General features: G+C 69.3%; 14 protein-coding genes. All 14 read left to right on the forward strand.

Annotated elements, in window-relative coordinates:
• Positions 1–3: 3 nt before the first annotated feature.
• The 14 genes from LFM09_RS46275 to LFM09_RS46340 are packed head-to-tail and all read left to right on the forward strand — an operon-like array spanning position 4 to position 21,265.
• A complete protein-coding gene (locus LFM09_RS46275) occupies positions 4–1,497 on the forward strand; it encodes an ABC transporter substrate-binding protein (protein WP_414103021.1) in 1,494 nt (497 codons plus the stop codon).
• On the forward strand, positions 1,494–2,423 hold the full coding sequence (locus LFM09_RS46280) for an ABC transporter permease (RefSeq protein WP_414103022.1): 930 nt from the start codon (positions 1,494–1,496) through the stop codon (positions 2,421–2,423). The genes LFM09_RS46275 and LFM09_RS46280 overlap by 4 nt, the downstream gene beginning before the upstream one ends.
• A complete protein-coding gene (locus LFM09_RS46285; RefSeq protein WP_414103023.1) occupies positions 2,420–3,175 on the forward strand; it encodes an ABC transporter permease in 756 nt (251 codons plus the stop codon). The genes LFM09_RS46280 and LFM09_RS46285 overlap by 4 nt, the downstream gene beginning before the upstream one ends.
• Positions 3,166–4,401 (forward strand): ABC transporter ATP-binding protein, encoded by a 1,236-nt coding sequence (locus tag LFM09_RS46290; protein WP_414103025.1) that lies wholly within the window; start codon positions 3,166–3,168, stop codon positions 4,399–4,401. Before LFM09_RS46285 ends, LFM09_RS46290 begins: the two co-directional genes overlap by 10 nt.
• Positions 4,398–9,407 (forward strand): amino acid adenylation domain-containing protein, encoded by a 5,010-nt coding sequence (locus tag LFM09_RS46295; protein ID WP_414103026.1) that lies wholly within the window; start codon positions 4,398–4,400, stop codon positions 9,405–9,407. The genes LFM09_RS46290 and LFM09_RS46295 overlap by 4 nt, the downstream gene beginning before the upstream one ends.
• Complete coding sequence (locus tag LFM09_RS46300; protein ID WP_414103027.1) at positions 9,404–11,101, forward strand: ABC transporter ATP-binding protein; 1,698 nt, start codon at positions 9,404–9,406, stop codon at positions 11,099–11,101. Before LFM09_RS46295 ends, LFM09_RS46300 begins: the two co-directional genes overlap by 4 nt.
• On the forward strand, positions 11,098–12,804 hold the full coding sequence (locus LFM09_RS46305; protein WP_414103028.1) for an ABC transporter ATP-binding protein: 1,707 nt from the start codon (positions 11,098–11,100) through the stop codon (positions 12,802–12,804). Before LFM09_RS46300 ends, LFM09_RS46305 begins: the two co-directional genes overlap by 4 nt.
• A complete protein-coding gene (locus tag LFM09_RS46310; RefSeq protein WP_414103029.1) occupies positions 12,801–13,700 on the forward strand; it encodes a hypothetical protein in 900 nt (299 codons plus the stop codon). Before LFM09_RS46305 ends, LFM09_RS46310 begins: the two co-directional genes overlap by 4 nt.
• A complete protein-coding gene (locus LFM09_RS46315; protein ID WP_414103030.1) occupies positions 13,697–14,536 on the forward strand; it encodes a class I SAM-dependent methyltransferase in 840 nt (279 codons plus the stop codon). Before LFM09_RS46310 ends, LFM09_RS46315 begins: the two co-directional genes overlap by 4 nt.
• Positions 14,533–15,663, forward strand: a complete 1,131-nt coding sequence (locus tag LFM09_RS46320) for a methyltransferase (RefSeq protein ID WP_414103031.1) — start codon at positions 14,533–14,535, stop codon at positions 15,661–15,663. The genes LFM09_RS46315 and LFM09_RS46320 overlap by 4 nt, the downstream gene beginning before the upstream one ends.
• A gap of 14 nt (positions 15,664–15,677) precedes the next feature.
• Positions 15,678–17,519, forward strand: coding sequence for an asparagine synthase (glutamine-hydrolyzing) (gene asnB, locus LFM09_RS46325; protein WP_414103032.1), 1,842 nt, complete (start codon positions 15,678–15,680; stop codon positions 17,517–17,519).
• 13 nt (positions 17,520–17,532) lie between these two features.
• A complete protein-coding gene (locus tag LFM09_RS46330; protein ID WP_414103033.1) occupies positions 17,533–18,738 on the forward strand; it encodes a cytochrome P450 family protein in 1,206 nt (401 codons plus the stop codon).
• Positions 18,735–20,135 (forward strand): (2,3-dihydroxybenzoyl)adenylate synthase, encoded by a 1,401-nt coding sequence (locus LFM09_RS46335; RefSeq protein WP_414103034.1) that lies wholly within the window; start codon positions 18,735–18,737, stop codon positions 20,133–20,135. Before LFM09_RS46330 ends, LFM09_RS46335 begins: the two co-directional genes overlap by 4 nt.
• A complete protein-coding gene (locus tag LFM09_RS46340) occupies positions 20,132–21,265 on the forward strand; it encodes a cytochrome P450 (protein WP_414103035.1) in 1,134 nt (377 codons plus the stop codon). The genes LFM09_RS46335 and LFM09_RS46340 overlap by 4 nt, the downstream gene beginning before the upstream one ends.

Consider the following 21,265-nt stretch of genomic DNA (forward strand, 5'->3'; position numbering starts at 1 on the left):
GCGATGATCAACCGCCGCGATCTGCTCCGCCTGGCGGGGGCCGGTGCTCTCCTGACCGCCTGTGGCACGGGCGGTGGCTCCACCCCGGTGCAGAACGCCGGGGCCGCGACGCCCAAGCAGGGCGGCACGTTGCGGGCCGTCTTCACCGGAGGTGGCACCGCGGAGAGCCTCGACCCGTTCGGCGGCGGCTCACCGATCGACTTCGTCCGCAACGACGTCATCTACGACTCGCTGTTCACGTTGCGCAACGGTGAAGTCCTGCCCGCGCTGGCCACGACGGCGAAGGCCGAGGCGAAATCGTTCACGCTCACGCTGCGCTCGGACGTGAAGTGGCACGACGGCTCGGCGTTCACCGCGCAGGACGTGTCGGCGAGCCTGCGCTACATGTGCGCGCCCGATCGGGCGTACCCGAGCCAGCTGGCCGCGTTCCTGGACGTGGCGAAGATCGAGGTCCGCGATCCGCTGACGGTGGTTGTGCCGACGCTGCAGGCCGTCGGGGATCCGGCGCTGTTCCTCGCCGCGTTTCCGGCGAAGATGCGCAAGGACAAGGGGATCGGCACCGGCGCGTACAAGGTGACCGCGTTCGAGGCCGGCCGCGAGGCACGGCTCGCGCGGTTCGACGACCACTGGGGTGGCAAGGCCCCGGCCGACGAGCTGGTGCTGCTGAGCCTGACCGACCCGCAGGCCAAGGTGAACGCCGTCTCCACCGGACAGGCCGACTACGCGGGCGACATTCCTTTCACCGCGGCGAAAACCGGCGTACCCGGCTTCGAGGTACGCACGGCGGGCGAGTCGGCGCGAACCGCGTTCGGGTTCGTGCTCAACTGCACGCGCAAGCCGTTCGACGATCCGCGGGTGCGTAGGGCCGTGCGGCTCGCGATCGACCGGCAGGCGCTAGTGAACTCCGTGCTGCTCGGCTTCGGCGCACCCGGTAACGACCTGTTGTGTGCCGGCGCCAAATACTTCAGCGGCCGCGAGCCGCTGAAGCGTGATCTCGACCAGGCGCGGAAGCTGTTGCGCGAGGCGGGTGCCGAGGGTGCGGAGATCACGATCCGCTCGGCCGAGTGGGAGATCGGCTACAACGCCTCGACCCAGCTGCTCGCCGAGCAGCTGAAGGAGATCGGCCTCGTGGTGAAGCCGCAGATCGTGGGTCCGGCCGAGTTCTTCGAGATGAACGCCGTCTCGGCGGCCAACGGTGTCGCCTTCTCCGGCGGCGCGATCCCACTGGCCGTGATGTACGGCCGGCTGAGCGCCCTGCCGCCGCTGGCGTTGCCGGACGGCTCGGTGCGTGCCGCGCTGTCCACCGCGATCGCGAGCACCGACGAGAACGAACGCGGCAAGGCGTGGACGACCGTGCAGGACGCGATGTTCGACCGCGGTAACACCATCGTGTGGGGGCAGGCGGACGTGCTCAGCCTGGCGCGCCCGACCGTCGCGGGCATCGAGGTGCGGGACCAGGCGAAGTACCCGTACCTGGGCAGGGCCGGACTCGCATGAGGCTGGTGCGTGCCCTCGGGCTGCTGGCGTTGCTGTCGCTGGTGGTCCACGTCGGTGTCGACCTGCTGCCGGGTGACCCGGTGACCAGCAGGCTCGGCCCGACCGCCTCACCCCAGCGGATCGCCGAACTACGCGCACATCTCGGGCTCGATCGTCCGGTGCTGGTGCGGTACGGCGAATGGCTGGCCGGTGTGGTGCGGGGTGATCTCGGAATGTCGACGTCCGGGCGGCCGGTCACCGAGATGCTGTCCGATCGAGTGGCGAACTCCGCTCTGCTGGCCGGAATCGCGATGATCCTCCTGGCGCCGCTGTCGCTCGCGCTGGCGGCGTGGGCCGCCTGGCGCAAAGGTGCGACGGATCGTGTGGTCTCGGCCGGTGCGTTGGTGCTCGTCTCGGTGCCGGAGTTCGTGGTGGCCGGTGCGCTGGTGCTGTTGTTCTCGGTGACTCTGCGCGCGTTGCCGGCGGTGTCGCTGGTCCCGATTGGCGAGAGCCCGTTGGGACATCCAGAGGTGCTGGTGCTGCCGGTGCTCAGCCTGTTGCTGGTCGGGCTCGCCTACGCGGTGCGGGTGATCAGGGCGTCGGCGGTGTCGGTGCTCGCGTCGCCGCACGTGGAGTTCATGCGGCTCAACGGTTCCTCGACGCGTGAGGTGGTGCGGCAGGCGGTGCTGCCCGCGGTGTTGCCGGTCGCGGTGCAGGTGTGGCTCGTCACCGGGGTGTCGTTCCTCGGTGGCGCCGTGCTCGTGGAGAAGGTGTTCGGCTATCCGGGGATCGGTGAGCTGCTGGTCTCGTCGGTGCAGATCGGCGATCTGCCGGTGGTGCAGGCGCTTGTGCTGATCCTGGGCGCGGCGATGCTGCTCGCCCTTGTCCTCGCCGACCAGGCTGTCATCTGGCTGACCCCGCGTCTGCGCACAGGAGATGCCCGATGAAGCTGATCTGGGCCGGGGTGTTGCTGCTCTTGGTGCTCATCGCGCCGGAACTGGCGCAGCACTCACCGACCGAGCCGGTCGCTCCGCCGTACTCCCCGCCGGGAACAGGTGGGTTGCTGGGCACCGACTACCTCGGCCGTGACGTCGTCTCGCGCCTGTTGCACGGCGGTCGTCCGATGGTGCTGACGAGCCTGCTCGCGGCGCTGGCCGGGTCCGGGTTGGGTGCGCTCGCCGGGCTCAGCGTGGCGTTCGGCAGGCACTGGGTAGAGACCGTGGTCATGCGGCCACTGGACGCGCTCGCTGCGGTGCCGCCGATTCTGTTGCTGCTGCTCGTGCTCACGGCGTTGCCGAACAGGGTAGGCGTCGTGCTCGCCGTCGCGCTGGCCAGCGTGCCACTGGCCGCTCGCGTGGCTCGTGCCGCCGCGGAACAGGTGATGGGCCGGGCACACATCGAGGCCGCGGTCGCCCGCGGCGAGGGCTGGGGCTGGCTGGTGGGCCGCGAGGTGCTGCCGCTGGTGCGTGGCACGTTGCTGGCAGACCTCGGCGTCCGGTTCGTGATGGCCGTGTATCTCGTTGCGGCGGCAGGGTTCCTGGGGCTGAGCACGTCCGACTCGGACTGGGGTCTGCTGGTGGTGGAGGCGTTGCCGGGTGCGGCGTTGCAGCCCATCGCTTTGCTGGCACCGGTGCTCGGGATCGCCCTGCTGGCTGTGACGGCCAATCTCTGGACCGATCGGAGGGCCGCATGTTCGTGAAGATCGACGGACTGCGGTTGGCGGCGGGCGATCGGCCGATCCTGGACGGCGTCGACCTGACCATCGCCGAGGGCGAGGCCGTCGCCATCGTCGGCGAGTCGGGTTCGGGCAAGACGACGCTGGCGCTCTCGGTGCTGGGGCACCTGCGGCCGGGGATCCGGCACCTCGGCGGCCAGGTGACCGTGCTGGACCACCCGATGCTGCCGGCACCACCGCGTGGTGTTCGCGGTGACCTCGTGGGATACCTGGGGCAGGATCCGGGCGTCACCCTCAACCCCAACGCGAAGATCGGTGAGCGTTACCCCCACCAGCTGTCCGGCGGTCAGCAACAACGCGCGGCGCTCGCCATCGCGATGGCCCGTTCGCCGCGGTTGCTGGTGCTCGACGAACCCACGACGGCACTCGACCCGCGGGCGAAGGCGGAGGTGCAGGCCGAGCTCATGCGCTTGCGTGAGCAGGGCGTCGCACTGCTGTGGGTTACGCACGACGTAGATGCCGTGCGGCCGCTGGCGGACCGGATCGTGGTGCTGGGCGACGAACCTGTGGCAGCACAAGAGGTCTATCGGCAGTCGAAGATCGGCGACATCGTGCTGAGTGCACACGATCTGACCGCAGGCTTTGGCGGGCGTGCGGTGCAGTCCGGTGTGAACCTGGATGTACGCGCGGGGGAGAGCGCTGCCCTGGTGGGTGCGTCCGGCATCGGCAAGAGCACGCTCGCACGCTGCGTCGCCGGGCTACACCGGCCGATCAGCGGAACCGTGTGGCTGCACGGGAAACCGATCGCCCCGGACGTGCGCAAGCGCAGCAGGGCCGAGCGTGCGGCGATCGGACTCGTCGCGCAGAACCCGGCAGAGGCATTGCACCCGATGCAGGACGTGCGCACGGCCCTGGCCCGGCCGTTGCGGCTGTTGCGGGGGATCACCAGGCCGGACAACGAGATCGCGAGCCTGCTCGACGCGGTGCGGCTGCCCGCCGAGTTCGCGGCGCGACGACCGGGTGAGCTGTCCGGCGGTCAGCGGCAGCGGGTGGCGCTCGCGCGCGCACTCGCGACCGAGCCGAATGTGCTCATCTGCGACGAAGCCACGTCCGCGCTGGACGTCCGGACACAGGACGAGATCCTGCGCCTGCTGGCCGGCCTGCGCGCCGAACGGGGACTTGGCGTCGTACTCATCACCCATGACGCACGAGTTGCGTCCACTTCGGACAGAACGGTGGAGCTGGCGTGAGCGCACAGGAGATCGTCGCGGAACTCCGCGATCTGGGGGTCGAGCTCTGGGAGGAGACGGGCCAACTCCGCTTCCGCGCGCCGCGCGGTGTGCTGACCGAGGACCGGAAGGCGGTGCTGCGCGAGCACAAGGCGGAGATCGTCGTTCTGCTCGCGACCGTGACGGCGGACCCGGACGCGCGGTACGAGCCGTTCCCGCTGACCGACGTGCAAACCGCGTACTTCCTCGGGAGGCAGGACTCCTTCGGCTACGGCGGCGTCGCCTGCCACGGCTACCTCGAGGTCGACCTGCCGGGCGTCGATGCCGCACGTGTCGAGGACGCCTGGAACACCCTGATCGCCCGGCACGACATGCTCCGCGCGGTCATCGACGCCGACGGCTTCCAACGCGTGCTGCCCGATGTGCCGCGGTTCCGGGTCACCGAGACCGACCCGGAGACAGCGCGGGTGGAGATGGGGCAGCGGATGTACGACACGGCCGCCTGGCCGTTGTTCGAGCTGCGGGTCAGCACAGGCACGCTGCACATCTCCATGGACTCGCTGATCGCCGACTGGGCCAGCGCCGGTGTGCTGCTGAACGAGCTGGACGTACTGCTCGCCGACCAAGCCGCCGACTTGCCGCCGCTGGGCATCACCTTCCGCGACTACGTGCTCGGCGAACGCCGGATCCGGGAAACCAGCCGCTACCAGCGTGACCGCGACTACTGGCATGCCAGGATCGACGATCTGCCCGCCGCTCCCGACCTGCCCCGGCGGGAGAAGGACGTCCCCGCGACGTTCGAACGCCTGCACACCAGCCTCGCTGTCGAGCAGTGGGAGAGCCTGAAGACCCGCGCCGGTGCACACGGCGTCACGGCGTCGACCGCTGTGCTGGCCGCCTACACCGCAGTGTTGCAGCGGTGGTCGCGCCGTCAGCGGTTCGGACTGAACCTGACGCTGCTCAACCGGCAGCCCGTGCATCCCGATGTCGACCGGCTGGTCGGCGACTTCACCTCGGTGAGCCTGCTGGCGGTGGAGGCCGGCGGCGCATTCGCGGAACAGGCGCAACGGCTGGGCGCGCAGATGTTCGCCGATCTGGATCACCGGCTGTTCTCCGGCGTCGAGGTGGTCCGCGAGATCGCGCGCCGCAAGGGCCGCGAGGCGGCGCTCATGCCGATCGTGTTCACCAGCGGCATCGGGCTCGGCGGCCGGCAGGCGGGCGCGGGCATCACCCAGACACCCCAGGTCTTCCTGGACTGCCAGGTGACCGACGACCAGACCGGTCTCCAGGTCAACTGGGACGTGCGGCAGGGCATTTTCCCGGACGGCCTGGTCGAGGACATGTTCGCCGCACTGACCTCGTTGCTCGGCAGGCTCGCGGAGAGCGACGAGACATGGCAGAGCACTGATCCCGTTCCGTTGCCGCGCTGGCAGGTCGAGGAACGGGCCCGCGTGAACGACACCGCGGCTCCGTTGCCGGACTCCTTGCTGCACCAGGAGGTCTTCGCCCAGGCGGCACGGACACCGGACGCCATGGCGATCGCCGGTGCGCTCACCTACCGCGAGCTGGCCTGCCGGGCCGGTGCGGTCGCCGCGGCGCTCGACTGCGAACGAGGCGAGCGGGTCGGCATCGTGCTGGACAAGGGCCCGGACCAGGTGGTCGCCGTGCTCGGCGTGCTCCTGGCGGGTGGTGTCTACCTGCCGGTCGACACCACGCAACCCGCGCTCCGCCAGGAGAAGATCCTCTCCGGCGTGCGCCACGTGATCACCGCGGAGTGGCTGGCCGGTCTGACGCCGGTCGGCACGATTCCCGAACCGGACAAGGGTGATCCGGACGGGCTGGCGTACGTGATCTACACGTCCGGGTCCACCGGTGATCCCAAGGGCGTGATGATCACGCACCGGGCCGCGCTGAACACGATCGAGGACGTCAACCGGCGGTTCGGGGTCACCTCGGCGGACCGCGTGCTCGGCCTGGCACAACTGGGTTTCGATCTGTCGGTGTACGACATCTTCGGCACGCTCTCGGTCGGCGCCACGCTGGTGCTGCCGGATCCGGCCAGGCCGGGCGACCCGTCGCACTGGGCCGGGCTGATCGCCGAGCACGGCGTGACGGTGTGGAACTCGGTGCCCGCCCAGCTGCAGATGGTCGCGAACTACCTGAAGACCGAGCTCCAGCCGCTGCGGCTCGCGATGCTGTCCGGTGACTGGATCCCGATCACGCTGCCCGCGCAGGCGAAGGCGTTCGCGCCGCGGATCGTGAGCCTCGGAGGCGCGACGGAGGCGTCGATCTGGTCGAACTACCACCAGATCGACGTGGTGGACCCGGACTGGGTGAGCATCCCGTACGGGGTTCCGCTGGCGAACCAGGGCTTCCGGGTGCTCGATGAGGAGGGCCGCGACAGTCCGGTGTGGACACCGGGCGAGCTCTTCATCAGCGGCGCCGGACTGGCCACCGGCTACTTCGGTGACGACGAGCTGACGGCCGCGAAGTTCGTCACCGTGGACGGGCAACGGCTCTATCGCACCGGTGACCTGGGCCGGTACCTGCCGGGCGGGGAGATCGAGTTCCTGGGCCGTGAGGACAACCAGGTCAAGATCCGGGGGCACCGGATCGAGCTCGGTGAGGTCGAGGCGAGCCTGCTCGGCCACGAGAGCGTGGGGGCGGCGGCCGTCGTCGTGGCCGGGGACGCGCTCCTCGGATTCGCCGAGACGGCACGGGGTGGGCTCCACCCAGAGCCGGACTTCAGCGCGGTACACCGGTTCGCGGACCGTGAACCCGCCGCTGACGTGCGGGATCTGCACGACGCGGCGCTCACGTCGATCTCGCGTGCGCTGGCCGACCTCGGTGTGGTGCACGAGAAGCACCAGTGGCTGGTGCGCCGCTGGCGAGAGCTGGTGGCGGGATGGTCCGGCCGGAGCGTGGAGTGGGACCAGGTTTCCATGGCGCCGGAATTCGTTCGGTACCACCAGGATCACGTGGTGCGGATCAAGGAACTGCTCAACGGCGAGCAGAACCCGTTCGAGCTGCTGTTCCCCGAGGGCCGCACGGACGTCGCCCGTGCGGTCTACCGCGACTCGCGCTACCTCAACCAGGCTGTCGCCGCACTGATGAACCGGATCGCGGCCAAGCACGACGGTGTGCTGCGGGTGCTGGAGGTGGGCGCCGGCACCGGGGCCACCACCGAGGACGTGCTGCCGATGCTGGCCGGGTTCGACGTCGACTACCTCTACACCGACGTCACGCCGTTCTTCCTGCCCGAGGCGCGGGAACGGTTCTCCGGCCCCAGGTTCGGCGTGTTCGACATCGACCAGGACTATCGCAAGCAGGGCCTGGCACCGAACTCGTTCGACGTCGTACTGTGCGCGGGCGTGTTGAACAGCACCCAGGATCCGCACGCCGCGGTGACAGCCGCGGCGGAGCTCCTCGCGCCGGGTGGCTGGCTGGTGTTCACCGAACCGACCGCCGACCTGCCGCACATCCTGCTGACCCAGGGTTTCATGATGCAGCCGCGGTCGTTCCTGTCCCCCGAGCGGTGGCGTGAGGTGGTCGCCGAGGCGGGCGGGGAGACCGTGCTGTGCCTGTCCCAGAACGATGAACAGCACATGCACGTGTTCGCCGCGCGGTTCAAGACCAACCGGCGTCGCGTCACCACGAACGAGCTGACGGCGTTCCTGGCGCAACGCCTGCCCACGCACATGGTCCCCGCGCAGGTGCAGCTGGTCGACGAGCTTCCGCTCACCGGCAACGGCAAGGTCGACCGCCGCACGCTGGCCGGCTGGCAGGTCTCGGCGACCGCCGACGAGGACGGTGACACCGCGCCGGACGAGCTGGAAGGCAGGCTGTGCGCGTTGTGGGCCGACGCACTCGGACTTGCGAGAATCGGCCGGGATGACAACTTCTACGACCGCGGCGCGGACTCGCTGATCCTGGCACGGGTGGCCGGACGACTGCGAGAGGACGTGCCCGAGGCCGCCGAGTTCGCCTACGACACGTTGCTGCGGCAGATGCTGAACGAGCCGACAGTGGTGGCGCTCGCACGGACACTCCAGTCGCGACCGGTCGCGGAACCTGTTGCCGCGCAACGTGGAAACTCACTGCTAGTGCCGTTCGGCGGTGGCGGCGACGGGCCGGTACGCGTGCTGTTCCACGCCGCGCTCGGCACGCTGGACTACTTCCAGTCCATCGGGAACGCACTGGCCGCGCAGAACCTCGGCCCGGTGGTCGGGCTCGCGGTCGCCGATGTGGAGGCCTACCTGGCGATTGAGCCGAAGCAGCTGATCAGCCGGGTCGCCGACGACTACGCCGACCGGCTTATCTCCGAGGGCCACACCAGGTTCCAGCTGATCGGCTACTGCCTCGGCGGCCTGCTCGCCACGGAGGTCGCGCGACGCCTACTGGAACGCGGGTACGCCGTCGAGGACCTGACCCTGGTCGACAGCATCCCGATGTTCATCGAGACCGACGAGGAACTGGCGTTCGAGGCGATCTTCGCACCGAACCTCAACCTCGACCCGGTCGCGGCGGTGTTCGGGTCCGATGTGGACGCCGCCCTCGTCTATCGCGCCATCGACCAGCTGATGACCGAGCACGACGGCAAGGTCCCCGCCGGCGCGATGGCTGAACTCACCGGTGACCTGGAACCGGTGGCGGCCGCGGTGCGCAGGCAGCACGAGCGGTCCCAGCCCGAACGGCTGGCGTCCTACGCGGCGGCGGCCGCGGCGCAGGCGGGGCTGCCCGTCGATCCGGAGCTGGTGCCCGCGTTGTTCCGGGTGTGCCGGCACAGCATGCGCGCCGCGCGGTTCGACCCCGAGCCGTACGCCGGGGACATGACGTTCCTGCGCGCGAACGAGCAGCAGTCGTTCGGCATCTCCGCGGGGGTGAACCACCTGATCGCACCGTTCTGGGAACGGACCTGCGTCGGCGAGCTCACCGTCGTCGACGTGCCGGGCAACCACTTCAGCGTGATCGAGCCGCCACATCTCGACGTGGTGGCCGAGCACCTGGCCAGGGGAGTGCGCAAATGAACGCCCTGCAGGAACTTCGTCGGCCTGTCGTGTGGTGGACCCGCGCCGGTATCGCGCTGGGGGCGGTCGGAGCCGTGACCACGCTCGTGCCGTTCATCGGGATCGCCGAGCTGGGCCGGGCGCTGCTGAACGGCGGCGACACCACCCAGGTCGCGGTCGTCATCGCGGTGGCTCTCGTGGTCGGCTTCCTGTGCAACGGCGGCGCGTTGACGCTCACCCACGTCGCCGACGCGAAGCTGCAGGCCGTCCTGCGGCGCCGGATCGTCGAACGGCTGGGCAAAGTGCCGCTTGGCTGGTACTCCGACACCAACTCCGGTGCGGTGCGCAAGGCGGCGCAGGACGACATCGACGAGCTGCACCACCTGCTGGCGCACCACGACGTCGAGATGACCGGCGCGATCGTGCTCCCGGTGGCGGGCATCGGTTACCTGTGCTGGCTGGACTGGCGGCTCGCGCTGCTCGCGATCGTCACACTGCCGGTCTACGTGGTGGCCTACGGGTTCATGATGCGCGGGTTCGCGGACAAGATGCGGCAGCTCGACAACGGATTCTCCAGGGTGAGCACGGCGATCGTCGAGTTCGTGCACGGCATCACCGTGGTGAAGGTCTTCGGACAGGCGGGAAAGGCGCACCGCAGTTACCAACGGGCGGTCGGCGAGTACGGCGAGCGGTACGCGGGCTGGGTGCAACCGATCCTGCGGCTGGAGGCACTCACCTCGATGGCGTTGTCCGCGCCGGTGGTCGCGCTGGTCAGCCTCGCCGGCGGCACCTGGTTCGTCGGCAACGGCTGGGTGAGCCCGATCGACGTGCTGGCCGAGGTGCTGGTCGCGATCGTCGTCCCGACCACGCTGCTGACGCTGAACCAGGGCATGACCGCGCAACGCAAGGCGGTGGCGGCCGCCGAGCGGATCGTGCAGCTCCTGGACACCCCGACGTTGCCGGTACCCGAACGCCCCGAAGAGCCGCAGGGACACCAGGTCGAGTTCGATGACGTGTCGTTCAGCTACGACGGCACCACGAAGGTGCTCTCAGGCGTCAGCTTGATGTGCGCTCCCGGCACGGTCACCGCGCTGGTCGGCAGCTCCGGCGCGGGCAAGTCGACGCTGGCGAAGCTGGTTCCGCGCTTCTACGACGTCACGGCAGGCGCGGTGCGGATCGGCGGCGTGGACGTGCGGAACATCGCGCCGGACGTGTTGTACCGCAAGGTCGGCTTCGTGCTGCAGGAGGTGCAGCTCCTGCATGGCACCGTCAGCGACAACATCCGGCTCGGCAGGCCGCAAGCCACTGACGAGGAAGTGAGTGAGGCGGCGAAGGCCGCGCGCATCCACGATCGGATCATGGCTCTGCCACAGGGGTACGACACCGTCGACGCGGCGTTCTCCGGCGGTGAGGCGCAACGGGTGTCCATCGCCCGCGCCCTGCTCGCCGACACGCCGATCCTCGTGCTCGACGAGGCGACCGCGTACGCCGATCCCGAGTCCGAGGCGCAGATCCAGGACGCGCTGTCGGTGCTGGCACGTGGGCGAACGGTGCTGGTGATCGCGCACCGGCTCGCGACGATCGCGGGCGTCGACCAGATCGTCGTGCTCGACGAAGGTGCCGTGGTCGAGCGCGGCACGCAGGAAGAACTGCTGGCCGCGGGCGGCCGCTACGCCCGCATGTGGGAAGCACACAGCGAGGTGGTCGTACCGTGATCAGGGACCTGATGAAGATCATGGGACCGGAGCACCGGCGTTCGGTCGAGGTGTACCTGGCATGGCTGGTCGCTTTCGCCGTCCTGCAAGGGATCGCGACCGCGTTCCTGGTGCCGGTGCTGACCGCGTTGATGCGCGGCGAGTTGCCGGTCGGCTGGCTCGTGGCGACCGCGGCGGTCGTGCTGTTCACCTGCGTGGCGCGCTATGCGCAGACGATGAAGGGGTTCGCGCTGGCGCTGGTCACGTTGACCAGCCTGCACACCCGGCTCGGTGACCACGTGGCGAGCCTGCCGCTGGGCTGGTTCTCCACCGAGAAGATCGGGCGCCTGTCCCGCAGCGCGACCGGCGGCACGATGATGGTCACCAACGTCACCGCGCACATGCTGACGCCCGTGGTCACCGGGATCGTCACGCCCGCGACGGTCGCTCTCGCCGTGCTGTTCTTCGACTGGCGCCTCGGCGTCGCGGTGGTGGCGTGCGGGCCGCTGCTGTACCTCGTCCATCGCTGGGCCGCGAACGCGGTCGGCCGCGGCGAACAACGCACGGATGCCGCCGGGGCGCTGGCCAGCAGCCGCGTCGTGGAGTTCGCGCGCAACCAGCAGGTGCTCCGCGCGTTCGGCCGCACCACCGACGGCTACCCGCCGCTGGAAGAGGCCATCGAGAGCCAGCGGTCCGCCTGGGGACGGATGCTGTGGCAGTCCGCGCCACGTCTGCTCGCGGGTGGGCTCGCGGTGCAGCTGGCGTTCGTGGCGCTCCTGGTCTTCGGCCTGACGTTGCGGCCGGAACCCGCGGTGCTCATCGCGTTGCTGGCGTTGATCGCTCGCTTCACCGGACCGCTCGCCGAGCTCGCCGGGCACAGCGGCATGCTCCGCATGGCCGCCAACGACCTGCACCGGCTCGCCGTGATCTTCGACGAGAAACCGTTGGTGGAACCGGAATCCTCACGCACACCGTCCTCATCGGAACTGGTGTTCGAGGACGTCACCTTCGGGTATGCCGAGCAGCCGGTGCTGGAGAACGTCTCGTTCCGGGTGCCGCCCCGGACGATGACGGCGATCGTGGGTCCGTCCGGGTCGGGCAAGACCACCATCACCCGGCTGATCATGCGGTTCTTCGACGTCGGCGCGGGATCCGTGCGGATCGGCGGCGTGGACGTGCGAGAGATGTCCACTGAGGACCTGATGGCGCAGCTGTCGATCGTCATGCAGGACGTCTATCTGTTCGACGACACCCTGGAAGCCAACATCCTCCTCGGCCGCCCCGGCGCGACCGAGGACGAGGTGCGAGAGGCCGCGCGGATCGCCGGCGTCGACGAGATCGTGGCGCGGCTGCCGGAGGGCTGGCAGACCAGGGTCGGTGAGGGCGGCGCGTCGCTGTCCGGTGGTGAACGTCAGCGCGTGTCGGTCGCCAGGGCGGTGCTCAAGGACGCGCCGATCGTGCTGCTGGACGAGGCGACCGCGGCGCTCGACCCGGAGAACGAAAGGTATGTGCAGCATGCGCTGCACAGCCTGATGGACCGCGCGACGTTGCTGGTGATCGCGCACAAGCTGCCCACGGTCGTGGCGGCGGACCAGATCCTGGTGCTGGACAGCGGGCGCATCGCCGAGACCGGAACCCATGAGGAACTGCTGTCCTCCGGCGGCCGGTACACGAACTTCTGGGTCGAGCGGCAGCGCAGCCAGGGCTGGCGGCTGGTCTCGTGATCGGAATCTTGGGTGCCTACGGCGATGTGGGCACACACGCCGTGCGGATGTTGCAAGGGCACGACCTCCGGCTGGGCTGTCGACGGTCCGGTGTGGACTTCCACGACCAGGCGTCGCTCGACCGGTTCGCAGCCGGGTGCCGGATCGTCGTGAACTGTGCCGGACCGGCCCACCTCGTCGGGGATCGGGTGCTCCGTGCAGCCGAACGCGCGGGCGCGGACTACGTCGACGCCTCCGGTGACGTCACGCCCTTCGCCGGAACGGCAGTAGTGGGCGCGGGCCTGCAGCCAGGACTGACCGGACTCCTGCCGCGCTGGGTGGGGTCCGACGAGCTGACGCTGTACCTCGGTGTGCTCGACCGGTTCACCGAGACCGCCGCCGCGGACTACCTGTACGGCGTCAACTCCCCGCTCGCCGCGTGGCGCGACGGTCCGGTGCCACGCGCGTTGACCCGGCGTAGCGGGGTGACACTGCCGTTCTTCCCTGGCGAGGTGACGCTGCTGCCGTATCTCGACGCTGAGGCCTGCCGGATCGCCGAGCAGCTGAAGCTGCGCCGCGGTGACTGGTACACCGCCGTGTCCGGGGAGCACGTGCTGCGCGCGTTCGATCGCCTGCACGGCATGGAACGCGCCGAGGCCGTGCCGGCGTTGTGCCGGGCCAGCAGGCTGGATCTCGCCGGACGTGAACCGCACGTGGTGCTGGCCGTGGAGACCACGGGCCGCACTGTCGTGCTACGCGGTAGGAGCAACGGCGAGCTGACCGGCACGGTCGTCGCACTCGCCGTCGAGGCGGTGGACCGGGGAGAGGTGCCGCCGGGCTGCCACCACGCGTCCGACGTGCTCGACCCATCCATTGTGGAGCAGTTGCTCGACCGCGTCGAGGAAGGTGCGCTGTGACCGCGTTGCAGACGTTGGAAGACACCTGCCGCCAGGCGATGGGAGCGTTGCTGCCGTTCGACGGCGTGGCGCCCCAGTACGCCTGGCTGCTTGAGCGCTGGCAGGCCGTCGCCGAGCCGGGCGAGCCGTTCACGCCGCCAGGACCGGAGTTCGAGCTGGCTTACGCGGAACTGGGTTTCCCGCCGCGGATGGCACGGTTTCACCGGGCCGCGCTGGCGAGGCTCCCGCAACTGCTGCGCGGTGAGATCGCGGTCCAGCAGTTGCTGTTCGACGACGGTGACGTGCTGGCGGCCTTCTCCGCCTACCAGGACAACGTCTTCACCGCGCGACTCAACGCCGCGGTCGCCGCGCAGGTGCCGGTCGGCGCGAAGGTGGTCGAGCTCGGTGGCGGCACCGGACGCCTGACCTCCGTCGTGCTGCGGGCCGTCGGCAGCGAGGACTACCTGTTCACCGACATCTCGCGGCTGTTCACGCTCGAAGCGGCGCGGCGGTTCGGCGTGCGCACGGCGTTGCTCGACATCGACGAGCCACACGGCACGGCGGACGCCGTGGTGGCGGGCCACGTCCTGCACAATGCCCGGCACATCGGAAAGACGCTCGCCGGGATCCACCGCATGCTTTCGCCGGGCGGGCGGCTGATCTTCACCGAGGCGGTCAGGGACAACCTGGTGACGCTCACGTCGATGCAGTTCCTCCTGCCACCACCGACCGAACGCGACTGGATCTTCCTGACCGCCGAGCAGTGGCAGGCCGAACTGACCGCCGCCGGGTTCACCCTGGTTGCGACCCTACCCGACGCGTCGGGACAGCAGATGTTCTGCGCGGAGAAGTCATGAGGCTGATCACCTACCTGGAACGTTCCCGTGTGTCGGAGGTGAGCCTTCCGTCGTCCGTGGTGCGCAACCTGATGAACGAACCGTCGGCGATGCTGGCGGATCTCTCGGCGTTGCAGCGCATCCGCTACCACGGCGAACCCCTGCCGGAGACGTGGCAGCACATCGAACTCGTGCGGGTGGCCGACATCGACGACGTCACCGCGCTGGTCGAGGCGACCGCGGTCGACGAGGAGATCGACACCGAGCCGGTGGAACTGCTCAGCAGGGCCGCGTTGCTGTCGATGGCGCACGCGATGCGTCTTCCCGATGCGCCACGCCACGCGAAACTGCTTGACCGGTGGCAGGCCGCGCTGACCAAGGAGCTCGACGCCGCCTGGGACGCGGCGGAATCCGCGTGGCGCAAGGCGTCCGGCTCAGCCGAGACCGTCGAGTACGCACGCCGCAACGCCGAACGCCTGCCGGAGCTGCTGAACGGCACATGCGACCCGGTGAGCCTGATGTTCCCCGAAGGCCGGATGGACGTCGCGGACGGGCTGTACCGCGAGAACATCATGGGCCGCTACCAGCACAGGGCGGTCCGTGCGTTCGTTGGCGCGTTGGGAAGGCCGTTGCGGGTGCTGGAAGTCGGCGCGGGTACAGGTGCCACCACGGAACGCGTGCTGCCGGAGCTCGAAGGTTCCGACTACCTCTTCACCGACGTCTCGAAGTTCTTCCTCGACCAGGCCCGGGAACGGTTCCCCGGCTTGAGATATGCCCTCTACGACATCAACTCCGATGGTCAGCTCGACGAGGAGTTCGACGTCGTGATCGGCGGGGGAGTGCTGAACGCGGCCGTCGACACCGACGCGTCCGTGCGGCGGTTGCGCGACCTGTTGTGCCCAGGAGGGTGGCTCGTGCTGTCCGAGCCGACCGTCGAGGAGCACTGGGTCCTGATCTCCCAGGCTTTCCTGCTCGCCGAACCGGCCGACGCCCGCGCCGCGACCGGAACGACGTTCCTCACCCACGACCAGTGGCGGGACGTCCTGCGTGACGCGGGACTCGATCTGGCGCTCGACCTTCCTGCCGAACACCACCCGCTCGCCAGGTTCGGGCACCGGGTGTTCCTGGCCCGCAAGCCCCTCTACTGAACGCAGGTACCACTTTGTGTGGAATCACCGGCTGGGTCGCCTTCGACGACGACCTGACCAGACAACGAGATGTCATCGACCGGATGACTCGAACCCTGCTGGATCGCGGCCCCGATGACAGCGGCACCTGGGTGCGCACGCACGCCGCGCTGGGGCACCGCCGGCTCGCCGTCATCGACCCGGCAGGCGGTGTGCAGCCGATGGAGGAGGTCACGTCCGAGGGAGCCGTCGCGCTGACGTTCTCCGGCGAGATCTACAACTTCCGCGAGCTGCGAGCGGAGCTGACCGGCCGTGGTCACCGGTTCCGCACCGCGAGCGACACGGAGGTCGTGCTGCGCGGCTACCTGGAGTGGGGCGCGGCGGTGGCCTCCCGGCTCTCCGGCATGTTCGCGCTCGCCGTGTGGGACGAGCGGGTCGCCCGGCTGACTCTCATCCGCGACCGGTTGGGGGTCAAACCCCTCTACTACCACCTGACTGGAGACGGTCTGCTCTTCGGCTCCGAGCCGAAGGCGATCCTCGCCAATCCGTTGTGTCCCCGAGTCGTCGACACCGGCTGCCTGCGTGAGCTGATCGGATTCACGAAAGCGCCGGGGTGGTCGCTGTGGAAGGACGTGCGGGAGGTTCCCCCTGGGACCGCCCTGACTGTGGACCGCGCGGGCGTACGTGAGCATACGTACTGGCGTTTGGGGGCCGCCGAACAAGTCGACGACCTGGAGACGACGGTCGCGCGGGTGCGCGCCCTGCTTGCCGACGCCGTCGCCGGGCAGAGCGTCTCGGATGTCCCGCAAGGCACCCTGTTGTCCGGTGGGCTGGACTCCAGCGCGGTCACCGCGCTGGCAGCCGCGGAGCTGACGGGCAGGGGAGAGAAGGTCCGGTCGTTCGCGGTGGACTTCGTCGGCCAGACCGAGAACTTCGTCCCCGACGAACTTCGGTGCACTCCGGACGCGCCGTTCGTCCGCGAGGTCTCGGAACACGTGGGGACCGCGCACCAGGACATCGTGCTGGACCCGAGGACGCTGGCAGACCCGGCTGTGCGCAGGGCGGTCGTCTCGGCCAGGGACATGCCGATCGGGCTCGGCGACATCGATTCGTCGATGTACCTGCTCTTCCAGGCCATTCGCACCGAATGCACCGTCGCGTTGTCCGGCGAGTTCGCGGACGAGCTGTTCGGCGGCTACGCCTGGTGCCACCACGAGGCCAGCCGCGACGCGCACACGTTTCCCTGGCTCGCCTTCGAGAACGCCTACACCGGTGACCGGACCGCGTTGCTGCGTCCCGAGCTGCGCACCGCGCTCGACATCGAGTCGTATGTGGCCGACGAGTACGCGACAGCGCTCGCGGACATCCCGCGCGTGGACACCGACAGCCCGTTCGAACGCAGGATGCGGGTGATCTCGCACCTGCACCTGACGCGGCTCGGCCGGGCCATGCTCGACCGCAAGGACCGGATGTCCATGGCGGTGGGACTCGAGGTGCGGGTTCCGTTCGCCGACCACCGGCTCGTCGAGTACGTCCACAACGTCCCCTGGTCGCTGAAGACCGCGGACGGACGCGAGAAGAGCCTGCTGCGACTGGCGGTCGCGGATCTGCTGCCCCGGTCGGTCACCGAGCGGGTGAAGAGCCCCTATCCGTCCACACAGGACTCACAGTACGCGGCCGCGTTGCAGGAGCAGTGCCGGGACGTACTGGCCGAACTCGACCACCCGTTGTTCGGGATCGTCGACCGCACCTGGCTCACCGCCGTGCTCGGCCAGGCGCCGGCTGCGATCACCGGTCAGTCGCGCACCGGACTGGAGCGTGTGCTCGACCTCTACCACTGGTTCGACCTGTACCGCCCCGAACTGCGGCTGAGCTGACACCGGAGATCTGATGACCCACCTGCTCGATGAGAGCTTCTTCCAGGACGCGCACACCGCTACCGGCGAGCTGCGTGCGACCACACCGGTGCGGCACGTCGTACTGCCCGACGGACTGCCCGCCTGGCTGGTCACCGGCTACGACGAGGCCAAGGCGGTGATGACCGACCCGAGGTTCTCCAGCCACCGCGTCTACGACCGGCTGCACCGGATGAGCCTCGGGCTCGGCGAGGACGAGGAAACCCCGTTCTCCGACGACCTCGCGGCGAACCTGCTCAACCTCGACCCGCCGGACCACACCAGACTGCGCAAGCTCGTGACGAAGGCGTTCACGTCGCGATCGGTCGCGCCGCTGCGGTCGCGGATCGAACAGATCACCGACGAGCTGCTCGACGCCATGAGTGGCTCGGACACCGTCGAGGTGCTGAACGCGCTCGCGTATCCGTTGCCGATCCAGGTGATCTGCGAGCTGCTCGGTGTCCCGTTCGACGACCGCGACAAGTTCACCGCGTGGTCCAAGACGATGGTCGACGGCGGCACCTCTCCGGAAGCCGGTCAGGCCACGATGATGATGGCGGGCTACCTGAACGAGCTCATCGCGGCCAAACGCGCCGAGCCGGCCGACGATCTGCTCACCGAGCTGGTGCACGTGTCCGACGGCGGCGACGTGCTGTCGCAGCGCGAACTGGTCGCGACGGCGGTCGTGCTGCTGGTGGGCGGCTTCGAGACCACCGTCAACCTGATCAGCAGCGGTCTGCTCGCCCTGGCCCGACACCCCGACCAGGTCAAGCTGCTGCGCGACGACCGCACCCTGCTGCCCGGCGCGGTCGAGGAGTTCCTGCGCTACGAGACGCCGAACAACCTCTCGTCACCGCGCTACACCACCGAAGCCGTGCGGCTGGGTGACGTGGAGATCCCGGCGGGGCACTTCGTCGTGGTTTCCTGGCTGGCCGCGAACCGTGACCCGTCCCGGTTCCCCGGCGCCGACCGGCTCGACGTCACGCGACCGGTGGGCGGGCATCTCGCGTTCGGGCACGGTATCCACTTCTGCGTCGGCGCCCCGCTGGCCCGGCTGGAGGGCGAGGTGGCGTTCGGCAGGTTGCTGGACCGCTTCGAGGGGATCGAGCTCGTGTCCTCTTCGGACGGTCTGCGGTGGCGGCGCAGCACGTCCATGCACGGCCTCGAATCACTGGTACTGCGGCTGAGGAGCGCACGATGACCTGGCCGGAAGAGTTCGCGCAGCGGTACCGAGACCTGGGTCTCTGGCGTGCCAGGACGCTGGGGTCGATCCTGCGGGACAGCGCGGAGAAGTGGCCGGAGCACACGGCGCTCGTCGACGGCGACCGCCGCTGGACCTACCGCGAGCTCGACACGTGGACCGATCGGGTCGCCGGAGGTCTGCGCGGGCAAGGCATCGGGCGTGGCGACCGCGTGCTCGTCCATCTGCCCAACATCGCCGAGATCGTGGCGTTGTCCTTCGCACTGTTCCGGGTCGGCGCGGTGCCCGTGTACGCGCTGCCACAGCACCGCGACACCGAGATCGCCCACCTGCGGCAGGCCGCCTCGCCGGTCGCGTACTTCGGATCCGCCGACCTTCCCGAGGCGGACCGGGTGGTAGGTGACGGACCTGATCCCGCCGACGTCGCGCTGATGCTGTTGTCCGGTGGCACGACCGGCCTGCCGAAGCTGATCCCACGCACCCACAACGACTACGAATACAACCTGCGCGCGAGTGCCGAGCTGTGCGGGTTCGACGAGAACACCCGCTACCTGGCGGCGTTGCCGGTCGCGCACAACTTCGCCCTCGGCTGTCCCGGCGTGCTCGGCACGTTCTGGGCCGGCGGCACGGTGGTGCTGTGCACGAGCGCCGACCCCGAGACCGCGTTCCCGTTGATCCACCGGGAGAAGGTCAACGCGACCGCGCTCGTACCACCGCTCGTGCTGGTGTGGCTGGACCAGGCCGAGCACCTCGGCTTGAGACTGCTGCAGGTGGGCGGCTCTCGCTTGAAGGAAGAAGCGGCCCGCCGGATCCGGCCGGAACTGGGTTGTGAGCTGCAACAGGTCTACGGCATGGCCGAGGGACTGCTCAACTACACCCACCTCGACGACCCGGACGACGTCGTCTTCACCACCCAGGGACGCCCGCTCTCGCCACTCGACGAGATTCGCGTCGTCGACGGCGAATTGCAGACCCGCGGCCCGTACACGATCCGGACGTATTTCGGCGGTGACTTCGACTCGTTCACGGAGGACGGTTTCTACCGCACCGGCGACCTCGTCCGGCTGGAGTCCGGGAACCTGGTCGTGGAGGGCCGGAAGAAGGACGTGATCAACCGGGGCGGCGACAAGATACCGGTCGAGGAGGTCGAGAACCTCCTGCTCGGTCATCCGAAGGTGCACGACGTCGCGATCATCGGTGTGCCGGACGAGTTCCTCGGCGAACGCAGCTGCGCCTGCGTGATCGCGCGTGGTGAGCCGCCCACTCGGCGGGACCTGGTCACCTACCTGACCGGCCTGGGCGTCGCCGCGTTCAAGCTGCCCGATCAGGTGCGTGTCCTGGAGTCCTTTCCCCGCACGGCTGTCGGCAAGGTCGACCGGAAGGCGCTTGCGCTATGAGGTACCCGTTCAACGATTTCACCGGGCTCGATCTCGCCCCGGAGTACGAGAAGGCGCGTGAGACCCCCGGACTGACCCGAGTCGAGCTGCCGTTCGGCGAACCCGCCTGGCTCGTCACCCGCTACGACGAGGCCCGGCTTGTCCTGGGGGACAAGCGGTTCAGCCGGGCCGCGGCACTCGACAGGGACGCGCCACGGGCGTTCCCGCGCATCCCAGGCGGCATCGTGACGATGGATCCACCGGACCTGACGAGGATCCGTCAGCTCGCCGCGCGTGGTTTCACCGCTCGGCGCGTGGAACAGTTGCGGCCGCACGTGCGGTCACTGGTCGCGCAGCTGCTCGACGACATGATCGCGGCAGGACCGCGCGCCGATCTGGTGCGGGACTTCGCGTTGCCGATCCCGATCGCGGTGATCTGCGAGCTGCTCGGCGTCCCCGCCGAGGACCAGGAGACGTTCCGGGCGTGGAACGACTCGCTGATGTCGACCAGCACGCAGACCGCCGAGGAGACCCAGCGCAACCTCGGTGAGCTGGCGGCCTACATCGGCGGGCTGATCGCGCGGCGCCGCGCCGAGCCGACCGATGACCTGCTCACGGCGTTCATCGAGGGTGATCTGCCCGACCAGCAGCTCGTGTTGCTGTGCATCGCGATCCTCGTCGCGGGCTACGAAGCCACCGCGTCGCAGATCCCGAACTTCGTGTTCACCCTGCTGCAGAAGAACGTGCGACTCGACGAGAACGACGTCGACAACGCCGTCGAGGAGCTGCTGAGGTTCGTGCCGCTCGCGTCCAGCGCGATGTTCGCCCACTACGCCCTGGAAGACATCCAGGTCGGTGATGTGATCGTGCGTGAGGGCGAACCTGTGCTCGTGTCGATCGGTTCCGCGAACCGCGACCCGTCCCGGTTCGCCGGCGCCGACGCCCTCGACGTGAACCGTGATGCCCGTGGGCACATGGCGTTCGGTTACGGCCTGCACCACTGCGTCGGCTCCGCGCTCGGCCGGATCGAGCTGCAGGAAGCGTTGCGGGGACTTGTGACCCGGCTGCCCGGGCTGCGACTCGCGGGCGACGTCGAGTGGAAGACGGACACGTTCTTCCGCGGTCCACTGGCCATGCCCGTCACCTGGTAA

This window comes from Lentzea alba, assembly GCF_047445655.1.
GTDB lineage: Bacteria > Actinomycetota > Actinomycetes > Mycobacteriales > Pseudonocardiaceae > Lentzea > Lentzea alba_A.